We start from the raw sequence: 19,198 nt of genomic DNA on the forward strand, positions 1-19,198 counted from the left end.
CATCCTGGGGCTGTAGCCGGTCCCAAGGGTATGGCTGTTCGCCATTTAAAGTGGTACGTGAGCTGGGTTTAAAACGTCGTGAGACAGTTTGGTCCCTATCTGCCGTGGGCGTTGGAAATTTGAAGGGGGCTGCTCCTAGTACGAGAGGACCGGAGTGGACGAACCTCTGGTGTACCGGTTGTCACGCCAGTGGCATTGCCGGGTAGCTAAGTTCGGAAGAGATAACCGCTGAAAGCATCTAAGCGGGAAACTTGCCTTAAGATGAGATTTCCCGGAGCCTTGAGCTCCTTGAAGGGTCGTTCGAGACCAGGACGTTGATAGGCTGGGTGTGGAAGTGCAGTAATGCATTAAGCTAACCAGTACTAATTGCCCGTACGGCTTGTCCCTATAACCTTAGCAGGTATAGTCGAGAATACAGCGCTGTTTGTTGATACACGCTACCCATACTTCTTCCAGATTCAGAGTGGCGCTCACATGAGTGAGCGAAACTCGTACAAGTCATGCCTGATGACCATAGCAAGTCGGTCCCACCCCTTCCCATCCCGAACAGGACCGTGAAACGACTTTGCGCCGATGATAGTGCTGCAACCAGTGTGAAAGTAGGTTATCGTCAGGCTAGTTATAAGAAAAACCCCGCAGAGTGATCTCTGCGGGGTTTTTTGCGTTTCAAGGGTCCGTTTATATCGGTTTTCCTTCTCTTCGCGCCGCGGACAGTCGACCGGTGAGACCGCGTGGACACAGGTGTCCACCCTACTGGGCAGAAGGCTGAACATCAGGTGAGACCGCGTGGGCTCGAGAGCCCACCCTACTGGGCAGAAGGCTGATCATCAGGTCAGACCGCGTGGGGACGAGTCCCCACCCTACAAGGGCGGCTTTCCAAGCTGGGCAAGCATTTGCCACCGTCGTGTTTCCCCCGATTACGAAACCTCGGGTGAACAAACGCCGCCCAGGTTCGTAGGACACTGGGATAACGCAACGGTTCCGTTACCAGCTGTTCCTGTTCAAAACCTGGCTCACTAAGCGTCGAGCCCATCAGAAAGCGAGCTGCAGCAGAGGAAGAGGCTGTGCAGTAAACATCCTTTTGCGGTTCTACTCCTCGAAACAACTTCCATTATTCTTTTGTCTAAATACCGCCAGGTCGCTTACATTGGACGTAGTGATGCCACGGACAATCAAGAATGGATTACCAACAGCTCGCAGCCCAACGCCGCAGCCATCCAGCCTGGCGCCTTCTCGCCGCCGACCACGCGCCGATGATCGCCAGCTTCCTGTACCGGAGCTTTAGCGCGCCGAACATTCGAACGTTCTCGCGTGACGAGCTCGTTACCCGGCTTGACGACCACCTCTTCCATCTGCACGACATGGCAGGCGAGCCGCTCTATTCGAAAAGCGCCGCCGCATATCTGGATGACTGGGCTGCCGACGATCGCGGCTGGCTACGAAAGTATTATCCGGAAGGCGAAGACCAGCCGCACTACGACCTGACATCGCCTGCCGAGGCCGCCATTGAATGGTTGAAGGGACTGGGCCAGCGCAGTTTCATTGGTACCGAGTCGCGCCTGATGACGGTATTCGGACTGCTCAAGCAGATCGTCGACGGCACCGAGCTGAATCCGCGTACACGCATTGCCGAGCTGCAGAAGCGCAAGGCCGATATCGATGCGGAGATTGCCCGGATCCGGGCCGGCCACGTCGAGCTGATGGAACCGGTGCAAGTGCGTGAACGCTTCCTGCAGATGGCTTCCACGGCGCGCGAGCTGCTGGCCGATTTTCGCGCCCTCGACCAGAACTTCCGCAGTCTCGACCGCGGTGTACGCGAACAGATCGCCACCTGGGATGGCGGTAAAGGCGAACTGCTGCAGCAGGTATTCGGCTGGCGCGACACGCTCACCGATTCCGACGAAGGCAAGAGCTTTCGTGCGTTCTGGGATTTGCTGATGTCGCCTGCGCGGCAGGACGAATTGAGCGGGCTGCTCGAACAGGTGATGGCGGTGCCTGCCGTGCGTGAACTGGCGCCGGACAGCCGGCTGCGGCGCATCCATTACGACTGGCTCGAAGCCGGGGAGCTGACCCAGCGCACCGTCGCGCGCTTGTCCGAGCAGCTGCGGCGCTACCTCGACGACCAGGCCTGGCTCGAGAATCGGCGCATCATGGAGCTGATCCGCAACGTCGAGCAGAAAGCGCTGGCCCTGCGCGGCCGGATTCCCGACCAGGGCTTGGGCGCCATCGACGAGCCCGGGCCGGAAATCACGTTGCCGATGGAGCGCCTGATCTACACGCCGCCTTTCAAGGCGGCGATCCGCGAGGTGGCGATCGATGAGTCGGAGGCGCCGATCGCGAGCGATGCTTTGTTCGACCAGGTGTACGTCGACCAGGCGCGCCTATTGGCGGCGGTCCGGCGCGCCCTGCAGACCCGCCGCCAGATTTCGCTGGCGTCCCTGGTCGGCGAGGCGCCGATCGAGCAGGGCCTGGCCGAACTGGCCACCTATCTGAAGCTGGCGAGCGAGGACCCGGCCGCCGTCATCGACGACGAGCGTACCGAGCAGGTCGACTGGGTCGACGGCGACGGTTGCCGTCGACGCGCGACCGTGCCGCTGGTGGTGTTTGCCGTGAAGGAGCATGGCAATGAATGAACGAGAGCGAATGAACGACGACGATCAACTGGGACCCATCCTCATCGCCCTGTTCCAGGGTGTCTTGTACCGCGAAGCCGGCGCGGCGCCGTGGCAGGCGCTGCTCGACCTGCAGGCGCGCGTGCGCGACTACGCCGCCGTGATCGGCCTCGAACTGATCCTCGACGAAGCCGAGGGCTATGCCTACCTGCGCCAGCGCGCGCAGGCGCCCGATGCGCCGGCACTGCCGCGCCTGGTGCAGCGCCGGCCGCTCAGTTTTCCCGTCAGCCTGCTGCTGGTCCTGCTGCGCAAGAAGCTGGCCGAGTTCGACGCCACAGGCGGCGAGACGCGCCTGGTCGTCAGCCGCGACGACATCGTTAACCACATGCGCCTGTTCCTGCCCGATACCGCGAACGAGGCGCGTCTGTTCGACCGCATGGAAACGCATCTGAACAAGGTGGTCGAGCTGGGCTTCCTGCGCCGCCTGCGCGGTCAAGGAGAGCAATACGAAGTCAGGCGCATCCTGAAGGCGTTCGTGGATGCGCAGTGGCTCGACGATTTCGCCGCGCGCCTGGACGGCTATGCGCAACATGCCGCGGCGATCGACGACGGGGAGGGCGCATGAATACGCCATCGGATGCGGCTCCCGGCATGTTCACGCCGGACGGGCAAACCGAACTGCCGCTGGACGCCGGTGCAAGCGGCGCTCAGGCGCCGCAGCCCGAGCCTGCCGCCACGGCCGAACGCGCCGGTTTCCGCCTGCACCGCTTCGAGGCCTACAACTGGGGTACCTTCCACGGGCGCGTATGGCGCCTGCACCCGGGCGGCGATAACATGCTGCTGACCGGCGACATCGGCTCGGGCAAGTCGACCCTGGTCGACGCCCTGACCACCTTGCTGGTCCCGGCCAACAAGATCGCCTACAACAAGGCGGCAGGCGCCGACGCCCGCGAGCGCAGCTTGCGCACCTATGTGCTTGGCCACTACAAGTCGGAACGCGGCGACACGGGGGCCAATGCACGTGCGGTAGCGCTGCGCGACGAGCACAGCTATTCGGTCCTGCTTGGCGAATTCCAGAACGAGGGCTTCGCGCAGACGGTCACGCTGGCCCAGGTATTCTGGTTGAAGGATCCGCGCGGCCAGCCCGAGCGTTTCTACGTCGTCGCCGACGCCGCCCTCGCGATCCAGGAACACTTTACTGGTTTTGGCAGCGACATCGCGCAGTTGAAAAAGCGCCTGCGCGCGATTGCCGGCGTCACCCTGCACGACAGCTTTCCTCCTTATGGCGCCGAGTTCCGGCGCCGCTTCGGTATAGCTTCGGAGCAGGCGATGGACTTGTTCCACCAGACCGTGTCGATGAAATCGGTCGGCAACCTGACCGAGTTCGTGCGCGAGCACATGCTCGAACCTTTCCCGGTCCAGCCGCGCATCGATGCCCTGATCAGCCACTTCGACGATTTGAACCGCGCCCATGAGTCGGTACTCAAGGCCAAGGCGCAAATCGAGCACCTGTTGCCGCTGACGGATAACTGCGAGCGGCATGCCGCGCTGGTAAGCGAGGTAACAGGACTGCGCGGCTGCCGCGATGCGCTGCGTCCGTGGTTTGCGGGACTGAAGGGCGAACTGCTCGACAAGCGCATCGTGCACCTGGAGGCGGACGAGGGGAAGGCGAGCGCCAGGCTGGCCCAGCTCGATCAGCTGCGGCGCAGCCAGCTGCACAGCCGCGACGAACTGACGCTCGCCATCGCCGCCAATGGCGGCCACCGCATCGAGCAGATCAGGAACGAGATCGGGCGTCTCGATGCGCTGCGCCAGGAGAGGAGCATGCGCGCGGAGCAGTATGACTTCATTGCGTCCGCCCTGTCGCTGCCCGGGGCATTCGATGCCGGCACGTTCGAGGCCAACCGCCGCGCCATCGAACAGGGCCAGGCCGGTTGCATCGTCCGACGCGACGAGCGCAGCAATCGCCTGACGGAGGCGGGCGTGACGATCCGCGAATTGCGCGGACTGCATGGCGAGCTGACCGGCGAACTCGAGTCGCTGCGCCAGCGCCGCTCGAACATTCCGCGTCAGATGCTGGCAGTGCGCGAGGCTTTGTGCGACACGCTGGCGATCGCGCCCGACGCGCTGCCGTTCATCGGCGAACTGATCCAGGTGCGCGAGGAAGACGCGGCCTGGGAGGGCGCGGCCGAGCGCCTGCTGCATGCCTTCGGCCTGTCGCTGCTGGTGCCGGAGACGCATTATGCGCAAGTGGCCGCATGGGCCGAGCGCACCCATCTCGGGGCGCGCCTGGTGTATTTCCGGGTGCGTCCGAACGTGGCGGCCGAAGCGCAGGCGCTGCATCCGCGCTCGCTGGTGCGCAAGCTGGCGGTCTCGCCGGCGTCGCCTTTCTATGCCTGGATCGACAACGAACTGGCGCGCCGCTTCGATTACGCCTGCTGCGACAGCATGGACCAGTTCCGCCGCGAGGGCCGCGCCATTACCAGCAACGGCCAGATGAAGTCGGGCGGCGAGCGCCACGAAAAGGACGACCGCCACCGCATCGACGACAGGACGCGCTATGTACTGGGCTGGAGCAACGAGGCAAAGATCGCTGCGCTGGCCAAGCAGGAGCGCGACCTGTCGACGCGCATACTGGCCCAGGCCGAGCAGGTACGCACGCTCAAGCGTGAAGTGGACGAAGCGAACGCCTTGCACGGGTTGTGGCAGAGGCTGGGCGTGTACGCGAATTTCGCCGAGCTGGATTGGAAGCCGCTGGTCAGCGAGGTCGAGCGTCTCGCCGCCGAACAGCAGGCGCTGGCCGCGTCGTCCGACCTGCTGCGCACCCTGCAGCAGCAACTGCAGGAACTGCTTGCGGCGCAGGCGCAGGCCGAGGAGCAGCACCTGGCTGCGACCAGGCAGCAGGCGACCCTCGCCGAAAAGCTTGCGCAGGCACGCAGCCAGCGTGAGGAATGCCTGCAGCTTTCCTCCCTCATCGCACCCGCGGTGGCCGCAGCCGCCTTTCCGGCGCTGGCCGCGCTGCGCGGGGAAGCGCTGGGCGAGCACACGCTGACGGTCGAGTCCTGCGACAGCCGCGAACGCGAGATGCGCGAGTTCCTGCAGGCGCGGATCGACGCCGAAGGCAAGCGAATCGAACGCCTGCGCGACCAGATCATATCGGCCATGCAGGATTACGTGCGCACCTGGCCGCTCGACGCGCGCGAAGTCGACGTCTCCATCGATGCGGCGGGCGAATTCAGGCGCATGCTCGAGGCGCTCCAGGCCGACGACCTGCCGCGCTTCGCCGGACGCTTCAAGGCGCTCCTCAACGAGAACACCATCCGCGAGATCGCCGGCTTTCAGTCACAGCTCAAGCGCGAGCGCGAGACCATCCGCGAGCGCATCGATACCATCAACGCCTCGCTGCACGCGATCGACTACAATCCGGACCGCTACATCGCGCTGGAGGCCGAGCCCAGCCTGGACGCCGACCTGCGCGACTTCCAGCAGGACCTGCGCAGCTGTACCGAGGGCGCGCTGACCGGTTCCGCCGACGAGGAATACACGGAGGCGAAGTTCCTGCAGGTGCGCCGCATCATCGAGCGCTTCCGCGGGCGCGAGGGCAGCGCCGAGATGGACCGGCGCTGGACCCGCAAGGTGACCGACGTGCGCAACTGGTTCGTCTTTTCGGCTTCCGAACGCTGGCGCGAAGACGATCGCGAGCACGAGCACTATACGGATGCGGGCGGCAAGTCGGGCGGCCAGAAGGAAAAGCTGGCGTATACCGTCCTGGCGGCGAGCCTGGCCTACCAGTTCGGGCTCGAATGGGGCGCGGTGCGCTCGCGCTCGTTCCGCTTCGTGGTGATCGACGAAGCCTTCGGGCGCGGCTCGGACGAATCGGCGCGCTACGGCCTCGAACTGTTCCGCCGCATGAACCTGCAGCTGCTGATCGTCACGCCGCTTCAGAAGATACACATCATCGAGCCGTATGTCGCCGGCCTCGGTTTCGTGCACAGCGAAGAAGGGCGGCAGTCGATGCTGCGCTACCTGAGCATTGAAGAATACCGCGCAGAACGCAGCGCGCGCGGCGCATGACGGGTCGGCATATGGCGCAGTGGTCGACGCCGGCCGATATCGTCGCAACGGTGCGCAAGCTGTGGGACAGCGGCGCCCTGCTGGCGGCGCGCCTCGACCGCGCTGAGCTGTTTCCCTACGCGCAGCGCCTGCGCCAGCCCGGGGCGGCCGAGATGGGGGAGCAGTTCGAGGCGGTGCGCACCTGGATCGCCGCCCTGGTTGGCGAGAGCCGCGAACGCAAGGGGTATGGCTACGATCTGGTCTGGCGCGAGATCAATCACCGTCAGTTGGGGCGCAACAGCATTCCGGCCGCGGTATCGATTCCATCCGAAGCCGATGCCTTGCGCATGATCGGTCGCGGGGCCGAGGCACGTCGCTTCGACACCCTGGCCGGCGCGACGCTGGCGGCGTTTCCTTCGCTATCGCCATGGGTCCGCGCGCATCCGCTGGCGCTGCTCGAGCACGGGGACGGTTGGGCGCAAGTACTCGCCGTGCTGGACTGGTTCGTACGCCACCCGCGCCCGGGACTGTATCTGCGCCAGCTCGATATCGCCGGGGTCGACAGCAAATTCATCGAAGCGCGCAGGGGACTGCTGGCCGAGCTGCTCGACCAGGTGCTGCCGGCGGAGGCTGTCGTGGCGGCCGCGCTTGGCAGCAAGCAGTTCGAAGCGCGTTTTGGCCTGCTGAGCAAGCCGCCCATGATTCGCTTCCGTTTGCTCGATCCCGAGCACTTCATTGGCGGTTTGTCCGATCTCACCGTGCCGGTGGCGCAGTTCGCATCGCTGCAGAGCAGGGTGGAGCGCGTGTTCGTGACCGAAAACGAAGTCAATGCCTTGGCATTCCCGCCTGTGCGCTCGGGGATGGTCGTCTTCGGCGGCGGTTATGGCATCGATCGCCTGGCCCAGGCTGAGTGGCTGCGCAACAGAGAACTGTTCTATTGGGGCGACATCGACACCCATGGTTTTGCCATTCTCGACCGCTTGCGCATGAACCTGCCGCACGCCCGCTCCATCTTGATGGATGAAGCAACCCTGCACGCGCATCGTCACCTGTGGGGAAAAGAGGACCCGGACAAACGCTTCCTTGCCGAACTGACGCGCTTGACCTCGGCCGAGAAAACGCTGTTTCTCGCGCTGCGCGACGATTGCCATGTCGAGCGCCTGCGGCTGGAGCAGGAACGCATCGGCTACACCTGGGCAGCGGATGCAATACGCGCGGCGTGAAGTGTGTGGCTGAATCGCCTCTTGCGCCAATGGATGAGCTTTGTTATAGTTCGGTCCCTCGCGAAAACGACAACGAAATCAAGTAGTTGAAGAGTTCACGAAGGCCGCGACAAAACGCGGTGCTGTAAAAAAGAAGTTGACGAATATCGCGAAACACTGCATAATCTCACTTCTCTGCTGCTGACGAACAAAACGATTCGCAAGCGCCGCGAGGCGGTACAGAACAACGGTTCTTTAACAATTAACAGTCGATAAGTGTGGGCGTTTGATGTAGGTGCCGCTGACTTCGGTCAGTGATTACTTAAAATATCAAATGCTCGCACAAAGTATTAAGCGTTGTCTCAGCAATGAGGCGACGGTCAGTATTTTGAGTGAGCGACTCCTGAGAAATCAGGATGACTCGAAAGAGTCAACAAACAGAGATTGAACTGAAGAGTTTGATCCTGGCTCAGATTGAACGCTGGCGGCATGCTTTACACATGCAAGTCGAACGGCAGCACGGACTTCGGTCTGGTGGCGAGTGGCGAACGGGTGAGTAATACATCGGAACGTACCCAGAAGTGGGGGATAACGTAGCGAAAGTTACGCTAATACCGCATACGTTCTACGGAAGAAAGTGGGGGATCGCAAGACCTCATGCTTTTGGAGCGGCCGATGTCTGATTAGCTAGTTGGTGAGGTAAAGGCTCACCAAGGCGACGATCAGTAGCTGGTCTGAGAGGACGACCAGCCACACTGGAACTGAGACACGGTCCAGACTCCTACGGGAGGCAGCAGTGGGGAATTTTGGACAATGGGCGCAAGCCTGATCCAGCAATGCCGCGTGAGTGAAGAAGGCCTTCGGGTTGTAAAGCTCTTTTGTCAGGGAAGAAACGGTAGAGGCTAATATCCTTTGCTAATGACGGTACCTGAAGAATAAGCACCGGCTAACTACGTGCCAGCAGCCGCGGTAATACGTAGGGTGCAAGCGTTAATCGGAATTACTGGGCGTAAAGCGTGCGCAGGCGGTTTTGTAAGTCTGACGTGAAAGCCCCGGGCTCAACCTGGGAATTGCGTTGGAGACTGCAAGGCTTGAATCTGGCAGAGGGGGGTAGAATTCCACGTGTAGCAGTGAAATGCGTAGAGATGTGGAGGAACACCGATGGCGAAGGCAGCCCCCTGGGTCAAGATTGACGCTCATGCACGAAAGCGTGGGGAGCAAACAGGATTAGATACCCTGGTAGTCCACGCCCTAAACGATGTCTACTAGTTGTCGGGTTTTAATTAACTTGGTAACGCAGCTAACGCGTGAAGTAGACCGCCTGGGGAGTACGGTCGCAAGATTAAAACTCAAAGGAATTGACGGGGACCCGCACAAGCGGTGGATGATGTGGATTAATTCGATGCAACGCGAAAAACCTTACCTACCCTTGACATGTCAGGAACCTCCGAGAGATTGGAGGGTGCCCGAAAGGGAACCTGAACACAGGTGCTGCATGGCTGTCGTCAGCTCGTGTCGTGAGATGTTGGGTTAAGTCCCGCAACGAGCGCAACCCTTGTCATTAGTTGCTACGCAAGAGCACTCTAATGAGACTGCCGGTGACAAACCGGAGGAAGGTGGGGATGACGTCAAGTCCTCATGGCCCTTATGGGTAGGGCTTCACACGTCATACAATGGTACATACAGAGGGCCGCCAACCCGCGAGGGGGAGCTAATCCCAGAAAGTGTATCGTAGTCCGGATCGTAGTCTGCAACTCGACTACGTGAAGTTGGAATCGCTAGTAATCGCGGATCAGCATGCCGCGGTGAATACGTTCCCGGGTCTTGTACACACCGCCCGTCACACCATGGGAGCGGGTTTTACCAGAAGTAGGTAGCTTAACCGCAAGGAGGGCGCTTACCACGGTAGGATTCGTGACTGGGGTGAAGTCGTAACAAGGTAGCCGTATCGGAAGGTGCGGCTGGATCACCTCCTTTCTAGAGTAGCACCAGAGCGAAAGCTCAACATCAAGCGTCCGCACTTATCGACTGTTGAAAATAACGAGAACAGTTTGGGTCTGTAGCTCAGTCGGTTAGAGCACCGTGTTGATAACGCGGGGGTCGTTGGTTCGAATCCAACCAGACCCACCACATAGGGGGATTAGCTCAGCTGGGAGAGCACCTGCTTTGCAAGCAGGGGGTCGTCGGTTCGATCCCGTCATCCTCCACCATTCTTCTTGAGAGTGCAAACGTAAGCGACGCAACAGCGTATGTTTAGGTTTGATCTTTTCGAGATCACTGTTTTTTCGTTCTTTAACAATCTGGAAGAAGTAAAGTTTTTTTAAGCGTGCGGTTAAGTCAGCAATGATTTGATCACACACTTAGGGTAGTAATCAAAGTATCAACAAACATGCAATGAGCTGTACTCTTTGAACTGTAACGATCCCTGTTGTCAGCAGGGGCTAACGTTATAGGGACAAGCGAATAAGTGCACATGGTGGATGCCTTGGCGATTACAGGCGATGAAGGACGTAGTAGCTTGCGATAAGCTGCGGGGAGTGAGCAAACACACATTGATCCGCAGATTTCCGAATGGGGAAACCCGGCCCTTTGGGTCATTGCATGCTGAATACATAGGCATGCAAAGCGAACGCGGCGAACTGAAACATCTAAGTAGCTGCAGGAAAAGAAATCAACCGAGATTCCCAAAGTAGTGGCGAGCGAAATGGGAAGAGCCTGTACGTGATAGTCGATTGAATAGTGGAACAGATTGGAAACTCTGGCCATAGCGGGTGATAGCCCCGTACACGAAATTCAGACGGTGGTACTAAGCGTACGACAAGTAGGGCGGGACACGAGAAATCCTGTCTGAACATGGGGGGACCATCCTCCAAGGCTAAATACTCGTAATCGACCGATAGTGAACCAGTACCGTGAGGGAAAGGCGAAAAGAACCCCGGGAGGGGAGTGAAATAGATCCTGAAACCGTGTGCATACAAACAGTCGGAGCGGACTTGATCCGTGACGGCGTACCTTTTGTATAATGGGTCAGCGACTTACATTCAGTGGCGAGGTTAACCGAATAGGGGAGCCGTAGAGAAATCGAGTCCGAACAGGGCGACAGTCGCTGGGTGTAGACCCGAAACCAAGTGATCTACCCATGGCCAGGATGAAGGTGCGGTAACACGCCCTGGAGGTCCGAACCCACTAATGTTGAAAAATTAGGGGATGAGCTGTGGGTAGGGGTGAAAGGCTAAACAAACTTGGAAATAGCTGGTTCTCTCCGAAAACTATTTAGGTAGTGCCTCAAGTATCACCATCGGGGGTAGAGCACTGTTATGGCTAGGGGGTCATTGCGACTTACCAAACCATTGCAAACTCCGAATACCGATGAGTGCGAGCTTGGGAGACAGACGTCGGGTGCTAACGTCCGGCGTCAAGAGGGAAACAACCCAGACCGCCAGCTAAGGTCCCAAAGATTGGCTAAGTGGAAAACGAAGTGGGAAGGCTAAAACAGTCAGGATGTTGGCTTAGAAGCAGCCACCATTTAAAGAAAGCGTAATAGCTCACTGATCGAGTCGTCCTGCGCGGAAGATGTAACGGGGCTAAGCCAGTCACCGAAGCTGCGGATATCCTTTATTGGATATGGTAGGAGAGCGTTCTGTAAGCCTGCGAAGGTGTCTTGTAAAGGATGCTGGAGGTATCAGAAGTGCGAATGCTGACATGAGTAGCGATAATGCGGGTGAAAAGCCCGCACGCCGTAAGCCCAAGGTTTCCTGTTCAACGTTCATCGGAGCAGGGTGAGTCGGCCCCTAAGGCGAGGCAGAGATGCGTAGCTGATGGGAAGCAGGTTAATATTCCTGCACCGTCGTATGATGCGATGGGGGGACGGATCGCGGAAGGTTGTCCAGCTGTTGGAATAGCTGGTTCTTGACTCATAGAAGGCGCTTAGGCAAATCCGGGCGCGCAATTCAAGGGGTCGAGACGTGTGTCCTTGTGACACGAAGCAATCGGAAGTGGTTCCAAGAAAAGCCTCTAAGCTTCAGTCATACGAGACCGTACCGCAAACCGACACAGGTGGGCGAGATGAGTATTCTAAGGCGCTTGAGAGAACTCGGGAGAAGGAACTCGGCAAATTGGTACCGTAACTTCGGGAAAAGGTACGCCCCGGTAGCTTGATCACTTTACTGTGTGAGGGCGAAAGGGTTGCAATAAACTGGTGGCTGCGACTGTTTAATAAAAACACAGCACTCTGCAAACACGAAAGTGGACGTATAGGGTGTGACGCCTGCCCGGTGCTGGAAGATTAAATGATGGGGTGCAAGCTCTTGATTGAAGTCCCAGTAAACGGCGGCCGTAACTATAACGGTCCTAAGGTAGCGAAATTCCTTGTCGGGTAAGTTCCGACCTGCACGAATGGCGTAACGATGGCCACACTGTCTCCTCCCGAGACTCAGCGAAGTTGAAATGTTTGTGATGATGCAATCTACCCGCGGCTAGACGGAAAGACCCCATGAACCTTTACTGTAGCTTTGCATTGGACTTTGAACCAATCTGTGTAGGATAGGTGGGAGGCTTTGAAGCGGGGACGCCAGTTCCCGTGGAGCCATCCTTGAAATACCACCCTGGTTTGTTTGAGGTTCTAACCTTGGTCCGTGATCCGGATCGGGGACAGTGCATGGTAGGCAGTTTGACTGGGGCGGTCTCCTCCTAAAGTGTAACGGAGGAGTTCGAAGGTACGCTAGGTACGGTCGGACATCGTGCTAATAGTGCAATGGCATAAGCGTGCTTAACTGCGAGACCGACAAGTCGAGCAGGTACGAAAGTAGGACATAGTGATCCGGTGGTTCTGTATGGAAGGGCCATCGCTCAACGGATAAAAGGTACTCTGGGGATAACAGGCTGATTCCTCCCAAGAGTTCATATCGACGGGGGAGTTTGGCACCTCGATGTCGGCTCATCACATCCTGGGGCTGTAGCCGGTCCCAAGGGTATGGCTGTTCGCCATTTAAAGTGGTACGTGAGCTGGGTTTAAAACGTCGTGAGACAGTTTGGTCCCTATCTGCCGTGGGCGTTGGAAATTTGAAGGGGGCTGCTCCTAGTACGAGAGGACCGGAGTGGACGAACCTCTGGTGTACCGGTTGTCACGCCAGTGGCATTGCCGGGTAGCTAAGTTCGGAAGAGATAACCGCTGAAAGCATCTAAGCGGGAAACTTGCCTTAAGATGAGATTTCCCGGAGCCTTGAGCTCCTTGAAGGGTCGTTCGAGACCAGGACGTTGATAGGCTGGGTGTGGAAGTGCAGTAATGCATTAAGCTAACCAGTACTAATTGCCCGTACGGCTTGTCCCTATAACCTTAGCAGGTATAGTCAAGAATACAGCGCTGTTTGTTGATACAGGCTACCCAATACTTCTTCCAGATTCAGAGTGGCGTTCAGATAGCTGAACGACATTCGTACAAGTCATGCCTGATGACCATAGCAAGTCGGTCCCACCCCTTCCCATCCCGAACAGGACCGTGAAACGACTTTGCGCCGATGATAGTGCTGCAACCAGTGTGAAAGTAGGTTATCGTCAGGCTAGTTATAAGAAAAACCCCGCAGAGTGATCTCTGCGGGGTTTTTTGCTTTTGGACGTTTGTTTTGTCGTTTTCCTTTCTCTTCAAGCCGCAGGCTGATCATCCGGTGAGACCGCGTGGGCTCGAGAGCCCACCCTACGAACCCCTATAAGACCCGGCTTCGATTGGAGTTGGGGGGACTCAGAGACTGTAAAAAGCGAAAAGGAAGCGCAAGCGCTTCCTTTTTTCGTTCAGCATGGCCCGACGGCGCGTTGGCCGTTGAACAGAACCAGGCCGCGTTTCAGACGCCCCAGAGGATATCGCAGTGCTGGTCGCGTGCCGCGCGCAGCATTTCCAGCATCGGATAGGCACGGGTGGCGAAGCTCACGACTTCCTTCTGTTCGTGATCCGGATCTTCCTCGTCACCGCTATGGGCCTTGATGTCCTGTTCCACTTCGTCGGTGGACGGATGCTTGCGGCTTTCGTCGATTTCGTGCTCCAGCAACTGGACGGCGCGGCTGGCTTCTTCGGAGGTGATGACACCCATTTCCGGCTCCTTCTGGAGCAGGTCGAGGATGCGCTTGGCATGCTCCTGATACATCATGACTTCAGGGTACGCTTTGCTTTTGAAAGTGATTAACATAGGTCTACTCGTATTGTGTGTGTCGTGACTAAACGATAACACGAGTGCCCATTATGGGTCATTACGCGCACGTCCGCTAGCGCGCACGATGCCGGAGCAAGTACGCCAGGCCGGGCATGGCCAGCGCGACTGTCGCGGCGGCGGCTATCCCTACCATCATGCCGGCGCGAACTTGCGCCATCCCGGCGGCCAGCGGCAAAAGAAAGGCGAGCGCACCCCAGCCCAGCAGGTGACTGAGTTCCAGGATGATGGCCATGCCGTTGCGCTGGCCGCGCGAATTGAACTTGTCGCGGCTGCCGGGTTTCCCTGCCCACATCACGATCAATGCCGCTCCCAGGCTGATGCCGCAGATCGTGAAAGCGGCCAGGCCGCCGGCGACCGGCCGGTTCCACGCCAGCCACAGTACGGGAAATCCCACCAGGGCTAGTACTGGCGCGATCGCCGCGAACAGTTTTGCGTTACGCACAGTGCTTGCCGATGCGGGAGCGGACTGGAGCAGGTCGGGCGCATCTTCGGCCTGCAGGACGATCCACGCCAGTGCGGAGCAGAGCGAGCCAGACAGCATCGTCAGCCCGGCGCCAACCGCGACAGGCCGCGCGCCATCGTCCTTGAAGACGAGAAAACAGATCGGCAGCAGGTAGAGCAGATTCAGCAACACCTGGGAGATCAGCTGCGGATCACGCAAGATCAGCCGCCACTCCTTCCTGACCACGACGCCGAACAGGCTACTGCCGAAACGAAAGCGTAGTGCGCCGGCGGGCCGTCGGGTCGTGCGGCCGCTGCTGGCAACCAATTGCAGGCCGCGCGTGAAACTGCGGTGCGTCAGGACGACTGTGGTACCGAACGCCAGCAGCGCCAGCACGGCCACGAGCGCGACCGCCAGTGGATCGCCCAACGCCGCCCGTCCGGGCAGCCACAGGGGACTTTCCGCGTCGATCCCGCCGCCTGACGCGAGAATGCGTCCAAAGCTGCGGTCCTGGTCGGCCCTATCCATGCCCAGCATGTTCGGCAACTGCGACAACACGAACAGCAGGGCGCCCGCGACCGCGCCGAGTACTTGCGCCACGACCCGCGTACGCCGAGCGCCCAGCCAGCGCACCAGTCCCAGCGTCAACAGCATGGCGGCCGATGCCGCGAGCGCCGCCGTGCCCAGCAAAACCGGATAGGCCGCCAGCCAGCGCCATTGTCCGAGCAGGGCGCCCGCATGGGCCAGCGGTGCCAGGAAAAAGAGGTAGATGGCGGACACGCCAAGCACGATGCCGGCCAGGCGGACCGTGAAGATGCTGCGCGAGGGCAGGGGAGACGACAGCAGCAGATCCATGTCGCCGCGGTCGAACAGGACTTGCACGCTGGACTTGAGCGCCCTCGACAGCATGAACAGGAAAGTCGCCACCAGGATCGCGCTGGCGGCGACCACCAGTTCCTGCGGGACCGGACCAGCGCCCGGCGCCACGCGTTTCAAGACCACATAGGCGCCCAGGTGCAGCAGCAGCCACAGCACCAGGAAAATCGCCACCAGCTTCCAGTGGAAACCGCGTGGCGCATTCGGCTTGGGGGAAGACAGCGTCGTGTACCAGAACAGGCGCAGCTCGTGCCGCAGCAGCCATGGCGCGCTGCCGGGACGCGCGCTCAAGCGTGCCCCGTTAGTTGCAGGAACATGTCTTCGAGCGTCTCGGCGGTCGTGCGCTCGCGCAATTCGTCGAGCGTGCCTTCGGCGATCAGGCGGCCGTGCTGGATGATGCCGATACGTTGGGCCATGCGCTCGGCCACTTCGAGGATATGCGTGGTCAGGATCACCGTGCCGCCACCGGCGACGTGCGATTGCAGCAGGTCCTTGACCTGGCGCGCCGCGCCGGCGTCGAGCCCGGTCAGCGGTTCGTCCAGGATCAGCAGTTGCGGTTCATGGATCAGTGCGCCGGCCAGCGCCAGCTTCTGTTTCATTCCGCGCGAAAAACCTTCGGTCAGTTCGTGCGCATGCTGGGTGAGGTCGAGCCAATCGAGCAGCCGGCGCGCGCGCTGTTCGGCAGCCGCGGCGTCGACACCCCATAGTCCGGCGACGAACTCCAGGTATTCGGTGGGTTTCAGCTTCCCGTACAGCATCGGGTCGTCCGGCAGATAGGCCATGGTGCGCTTCGCGGCGGCAGGGTCGCGCGCCAGGTCGATGCCGTTGACCTCGATGCGGCCGGCATCCGGCGCCAGCAGCCCCGCCACCATGCGCAGCGTCGTGGTTTTGCCGGCGCCGTTCGGGCCGAGCAGGGCGTAGAGCTCGCCGCGCCGCACCGACAGGTCCAGGCCATCGACGGCGGGGCGGCCGAAGGCCTTGTGCAGCTTGCTCAGGACGAGGGCGGGCGCGTCCGGCATCACAGCAGCGTGAACGACTTCATGAATTGCTCGGACTGCTCGGGCGCCACGTCCTTTTCCTTGCCCAGCACAATGACCTGATAAAAGCGCTTGCCGCGCGACTCGAAATGGCCGCTCAGCTTCATCGGTCCGCCATTGCCGGTACCGGTCGCATCGACGTCGACGCTCTTGCGCACGCTGTCGGGCGAACCGCTGCTGGCGGCGCTGGCACTTTCGCGCTCCACGGTCGCGTTGATATTGCGCAGCATTGCGGTACGCATCGCATCGACCGCCGCCTGTGCCTGCGCCGCATCCGGCGCCACGCCCGTGCCCACCGCAAACATCACGCCTTCGACCTCGGCCGCCGTCATGGTCATCTCGACTTTCATGCCGTTCAGGTCGACGCCGCGGGTGTGGGTCGCCGGCTTGGCCGGGAACATGACCTGGTAGGGCGCGTCCGGGCTGCGGTAGTCGCGCCAGTTATAAGTCGGGTTGCAGCCGGCCAGCAGCGTCGCGGCGCTCAGGAGTGTTGCGGTAAGTTTAATTTTTCGCATGTCCCGATGGTAGCAAAGCGCAGTTGCCAGGGCCAGCTTTCTACCTTTCGCGCAAGCCGCGCCGGTACTGGACGGCCTCGGCCATGTGTGCCGGCCCGATGGCCGGGGAGGCCGCCAGGTCGGCGATGGTGCGCGCTACCTTCAGCACCCGGTGATAGGCGCGGGCCGACCAGTGCATGTGCGCCATCGCGGCGCGCAGCGTGCGCTCGCCGGCCCGGTCGAGTGCGCAGTAGCGGTCGATCTCGTGCGTGCCCAGGCGCTGGTTCGGCTTGCCCTGGCGCGCGATCTGCAGCGCATGGGCGCCGGCCACGCGCGCGGCGATGGCCGCCGTGCTCTCGCCGTCGGCCTGGGCGCTCATCGCTTCCGGCGCCATGGCGCTCACCTCGATCTGCATGTCGATGCGGTCGAGCAGGGGACCGGAAATGCGGTCCCGGTAGCGCTGCGCCGCCTCGTTCGTGCAATGGCACTTGCCGGACGGATGGCCTTGCCAGCCGCAGGGACAGGGATTCATGGCGGCCACGAGTTGGAAGCGCGCCGGGAAGTCGGCCTGGTGCGCGGCGCGCGAGATGGTGATGCGGCCGGATTCCAGCGGCTGGCGCAGCACCTCCAGCACCTTGCGATCGAACTCGGGTAGCTCATCGAGGAAGAGCACACCACAGTGCGCCAGCGAGACCTCGCCGGGGCGCGGCACATTGCCGCCGCCGACCAGGGCCACGCCCGAGCTGGTGTGATGGGGGCTGCGAAACGGCCGGGCGCGCCACTGCTCGGCGGAAAAGCGGCCGGTCAGCGAATGCACCGCGGCCGCCTCCAGCGCCTCCTCGTCCGTCATCGGCGGCAGCAAGCCGGGAAAGCGCGAAGCCAGCATGCTTTTGCCGGCGCCCGGCGGGCCAAGCAGCAGGATCGAATGGCTGCCGGCGGCCGCGATCTCGAGCGCGCGTTTCACATGCAGCTGACCCTTCACGTCGGAAAAGTCGGGATAGCGCGGCGCCTGCACGGGCGCGTCCCTGCTGTAGCGCGGCAGCCGCGCATTTTCTTCGCTGGCGGCGAAGTGGGTGCACACCTGCAGCAGCGTGTCGGCAGGGTAGACGCGGGCGTCGGTAACGAGTGCGGCCTCGTCGGCGTTTGCCTGCGGCAGGATGAAGGCGCGGCCGCCGCCGGCACCGCTGCGTTGAATCGCGAAGGTCATGGCGAGCGCGCCGCGCACCGGCCGCAGCTGGCCCGACAGCGACAATTCGCCGGCGAATTCATACTTGTCGAGTTCCTTCGACGGGATCTGGCCGGACGCGGCCAGGATGCCCAGCGCCATCGGCAAATCGAAGCGCCCCGATTCCTTCGGTAAATCGGCCGGCGCCAGGTTGATCGTGATGCGCCGCGCGGGAATATCGAAGCCGACGTTCTGCAAGGCGGCGCGCACCCGGTCCTTGGCTTCGCGCACTTCGGCGTCCGGCAGGCCGACGATGGTGAAACTGGGGAGCCCGTTCGCCAGGTGCACTTCGACGCTGACGGGCAGCGCTTCCATGCCGGCGAGGGCGCGGCTTCGTAACACGGCAAGGCTCATGGGATTCCTGGCGAGTGAGGGCTCGCAGGATGGTGGCACCGCTTGGAAAATCGCTTGTTGAGCGCACCCAAGCCTTGTCGCGTACGGCGCCGGGACGCTGCTTCAGACGTCGCGCAGGGTCACCACCGGCATGGTCAGGACGCGCTTGTCCTTGAAGAAAGCGATATCGAACAGGGCCGCCGCGCCGACCACTTCTTTTCCAAGCTGGCGCAGCAGGGCCGCCGCCGCCTCGATGGTGCCGCCGGTGGCCAGCACATCGTCGACGATCAGCACGCGCTGGCTCTTGATGCGTTGCGGCTGGATCTCGATGGTCGCGCTGCCGTATTCGCGCTTGTAGTCGATGCTGATCGCCTCGCCGGGCAGTTTGCCCGCCTTGCGCGCCATGGCGAAGCCGACCTTGTGCTCGAGGGCGAGGGCGCCGGCGATCATGAATCCGCGCGCATCCATGGCAAGGATGAAGTCGAAGTGCAGCTCATCGGTCTGCGCGTGCAGGGTGTCGATGGCGATGCGCCAATGCTCGGGGTTATCGAAAATGCAGCCGACGTCGATGAAATTGACGCCCGGTTCAGGGTAGTCCTGAAAAAATTCCAGCGGAACGCTGTCGAAATCGGTCATGGAAGCAGGGTGCTCGTATAAGTAAAGCGCGTGAGTGTACGACGATTATCGCCGCTTCGTGCAAAGACGGCGCGGCTTTGGCGAC

At 61.0% G+C, this 19,198-nt stretch carries 10 protein-coding genes, 2 tRNA genes and 5 rRNA genes (1 of these 17 cut by a window edge); 11 read left to right on the forward strand and 6 right to left on the reverse strand.

Features of this window, described 5'->3' with window-relative positions; all coding sequences use genetic code 11:
* The 11 genes from ACFOPH_RS21995 to rrf (ACFOPH_RS22045) form a co-directional block, all read left to right on the forward strand.
* A 23S ribosomal RNA gene (locus tag ACFOPH_RS21995) occupies positions 1-387 on the forward strand; it begins 2,505 nt to the left of the window's first position.
* Between the two features lie 116 nt (positions 388-503).
* Positions 504-616: ribosomal RNA gene (rrf, locus tag ACFOPH_RS22000) — 5S ribosomal RNA — on the forward strand.
* Between the two features lie 562 nt (positions 617-1,178).
* A complete protein-coding gene (locus ACFOPH_RS22005) occupies positions 1,179-2,633 on the forward strand; it encodes a DUF3375 domain-containing protein (protein WP_379737249.1) in 1,455 nt (484 codons plus the stop codon).
* 10 nt (positions 2,634-2,643) lie between these two features.
* A complete protein-coding gene (locus ACFOPH_RS22010; protein ID WP_312552707.1) occupies positions 2,644-3,237 on the forward strand; it encodes a DUF4194 domain-containing protein in 594 nt (197 codons plus the stop codon).
* Positions 3,234-6,686, forward strand: a complete 3,453-nt coding sequence (locus ACFOPH_RS22015; RefSeq protein WP_379737251.1) for an ATP-binding protein — start codon at positions 3,234-3,236, stop codon at positions 6,684-6,686. The genes ACFOPH_RS22010 and ACFOPH_RS22015 overlap by 4 nt, the downstream gene beginning before the upstream one ends.
* Positions 6,687-6,697: 11 nt before the next feature.
* Positions 6,698-7,888: a DUF3322 domain-containing protein gene (locus tag ACFOPH_RS22020; protein ID WP_379737253.1), complete on the forward strand. Its 1,191-nt coding sequence runs from the start codon at positions 6,698-6,700 to the stop codon at positions 7,886-7,888.
* Between the two features lie 425 nt (positions 7,889-8,313).
* A 16S ribosomal RNA gene (locus ACFOPH_RS22025) occupies positions 8,314-9,844 on the forward strand.
* Positions 9,845-9,920: 76 nt separating this feature from the next.
* A tRNA-Ile gene (locus ACFOPH_RS22030) sits at positions 9,921-9,997 on the forward strand.
* 4 nt (positions 9,998-10,001) lie between these two features.
* Positions 10,002-10,077, forward strand: a tRNA-Ala gene (locus tag ACFOPH_RS22035).
* 243 nt (positions 10,078-10,320) lie between these two features.
* Positions 10,321-13,196, forward strand: a 23S ribosomal RNA gene (locus ACFOPH_RS22040).
* Between the two features lie 117 nt (positions 13,197-13,313).
* Positions 13,314-13,426: ribosomal RNA gene (rrf, locus tag ACFOPH_RS22045) — 5S ribosomal RNA — on the forward strand.
* The 16S, 23S and 5S rRNA genes sit together here with 2 tRNA genes alongside, the layout of an rRNA operon.
* A gap of 278 nt (positions 13,427-13,704) precedes the next feature.
* Here rrf (ACFOPH_RS22045) and ACFOPH_RS22050 read toward each other — a convergent pair.
* The 6 genes from ACFOPH_RS22050 to ACFOPH_RS22075 form a co-directional block, all read right to left on the reverse strand.
* Positions 13,705-14,046 (reverse strand): DUF1840 domain-containing protein, encoded by a 342-nt coding sequence (locus tag ACFOPH_RS22050; RefSeq protein WP_379737255.1) that lies wholly within the window; start codon positions 14,044-14,046, stop codon positions 13,705-13,707.
* A 76-nt stretch (positions 14,047-14,122) separates the two neighbouring features.
* Complete coding sequence (locus ACFOPH_RS22055) at positions 14,123-15,679, reverse strand: hypothetical protein (RefSeq protein ID WP_379737257.1); 1,557 nt, start codon at positions 15,677-15,679, stop codon at positions 14,123-14,125.
* Positions 15,676-16,407, reverse strand: a complete 732-nt coding sequence (locus ACFOPH_RS22060; protein WP_379737259.1) for an ABC transporter ATP-binding protein — start codon at positions 16,405-16,407, stop codon at positions 15,676-15,678. Before ACFOPH_RS22060 ends, ACFOPH_RS22055 begins: the two co-directional genes overlap by 4 nt.
* Positions 16,407-16,940 carry a hypothetical protein gene (locus tag ACFOPH_RS22065; RefSeq protein ID WP_379737261.1) on the reverse strand — a complete coding sequence of 178 codons (534 nt, stop codon included), beginning with the start codon at positions 16,938-16,940 and terminating at the stop codon, positions 16,407-16,409. Before ACFOPH_RS22065 ends, ACFOPH_RS22060 begins: the two co-directional genes overlap by 1 nt.
* A gap of 40 nt (positions 16,941-16,980) precedes the next feature.
* Positions 16,981-18,498 (reverse strand): YifB family Mg chelatase-like AAA ATPase, encoded by a 1,518-nt coding sequence (locus ACFOPH_RS22070; protein WP_379737263.1) that lies wholly within the window; start codon positions 18,496-18,498, stop codon positions 16,981-16,983.
* A 102-nt stretch (positions 18,499-18,600) separates the two neighbouring features.
* The gene (locus ACFOPH_RS22075; RefSeq protein WP_379737265.1) at positions 18,601-19,113 is read right to left on the reverse strand and encodes an adenine phosphoribosyltransferase; all 513 of its coding nucleotides are present in this window, start codon (positions 19,111-19,113) and stop codon (positions 18,601-18,603) included.
* Positions 19,114-19,198: the final 85 nt, after the last annotated feature.

It is taken from the genome of Massilia haematophila (genome assembly GCF_042647645.1).
In the GTDB taxonomy this organism is placed as follows: Bacteria; Pseudomonadota; Gammaproteobacteria; order Burkholderiales; family Burkholderiaceae_D; genus Telluria; species Telluria haematophila.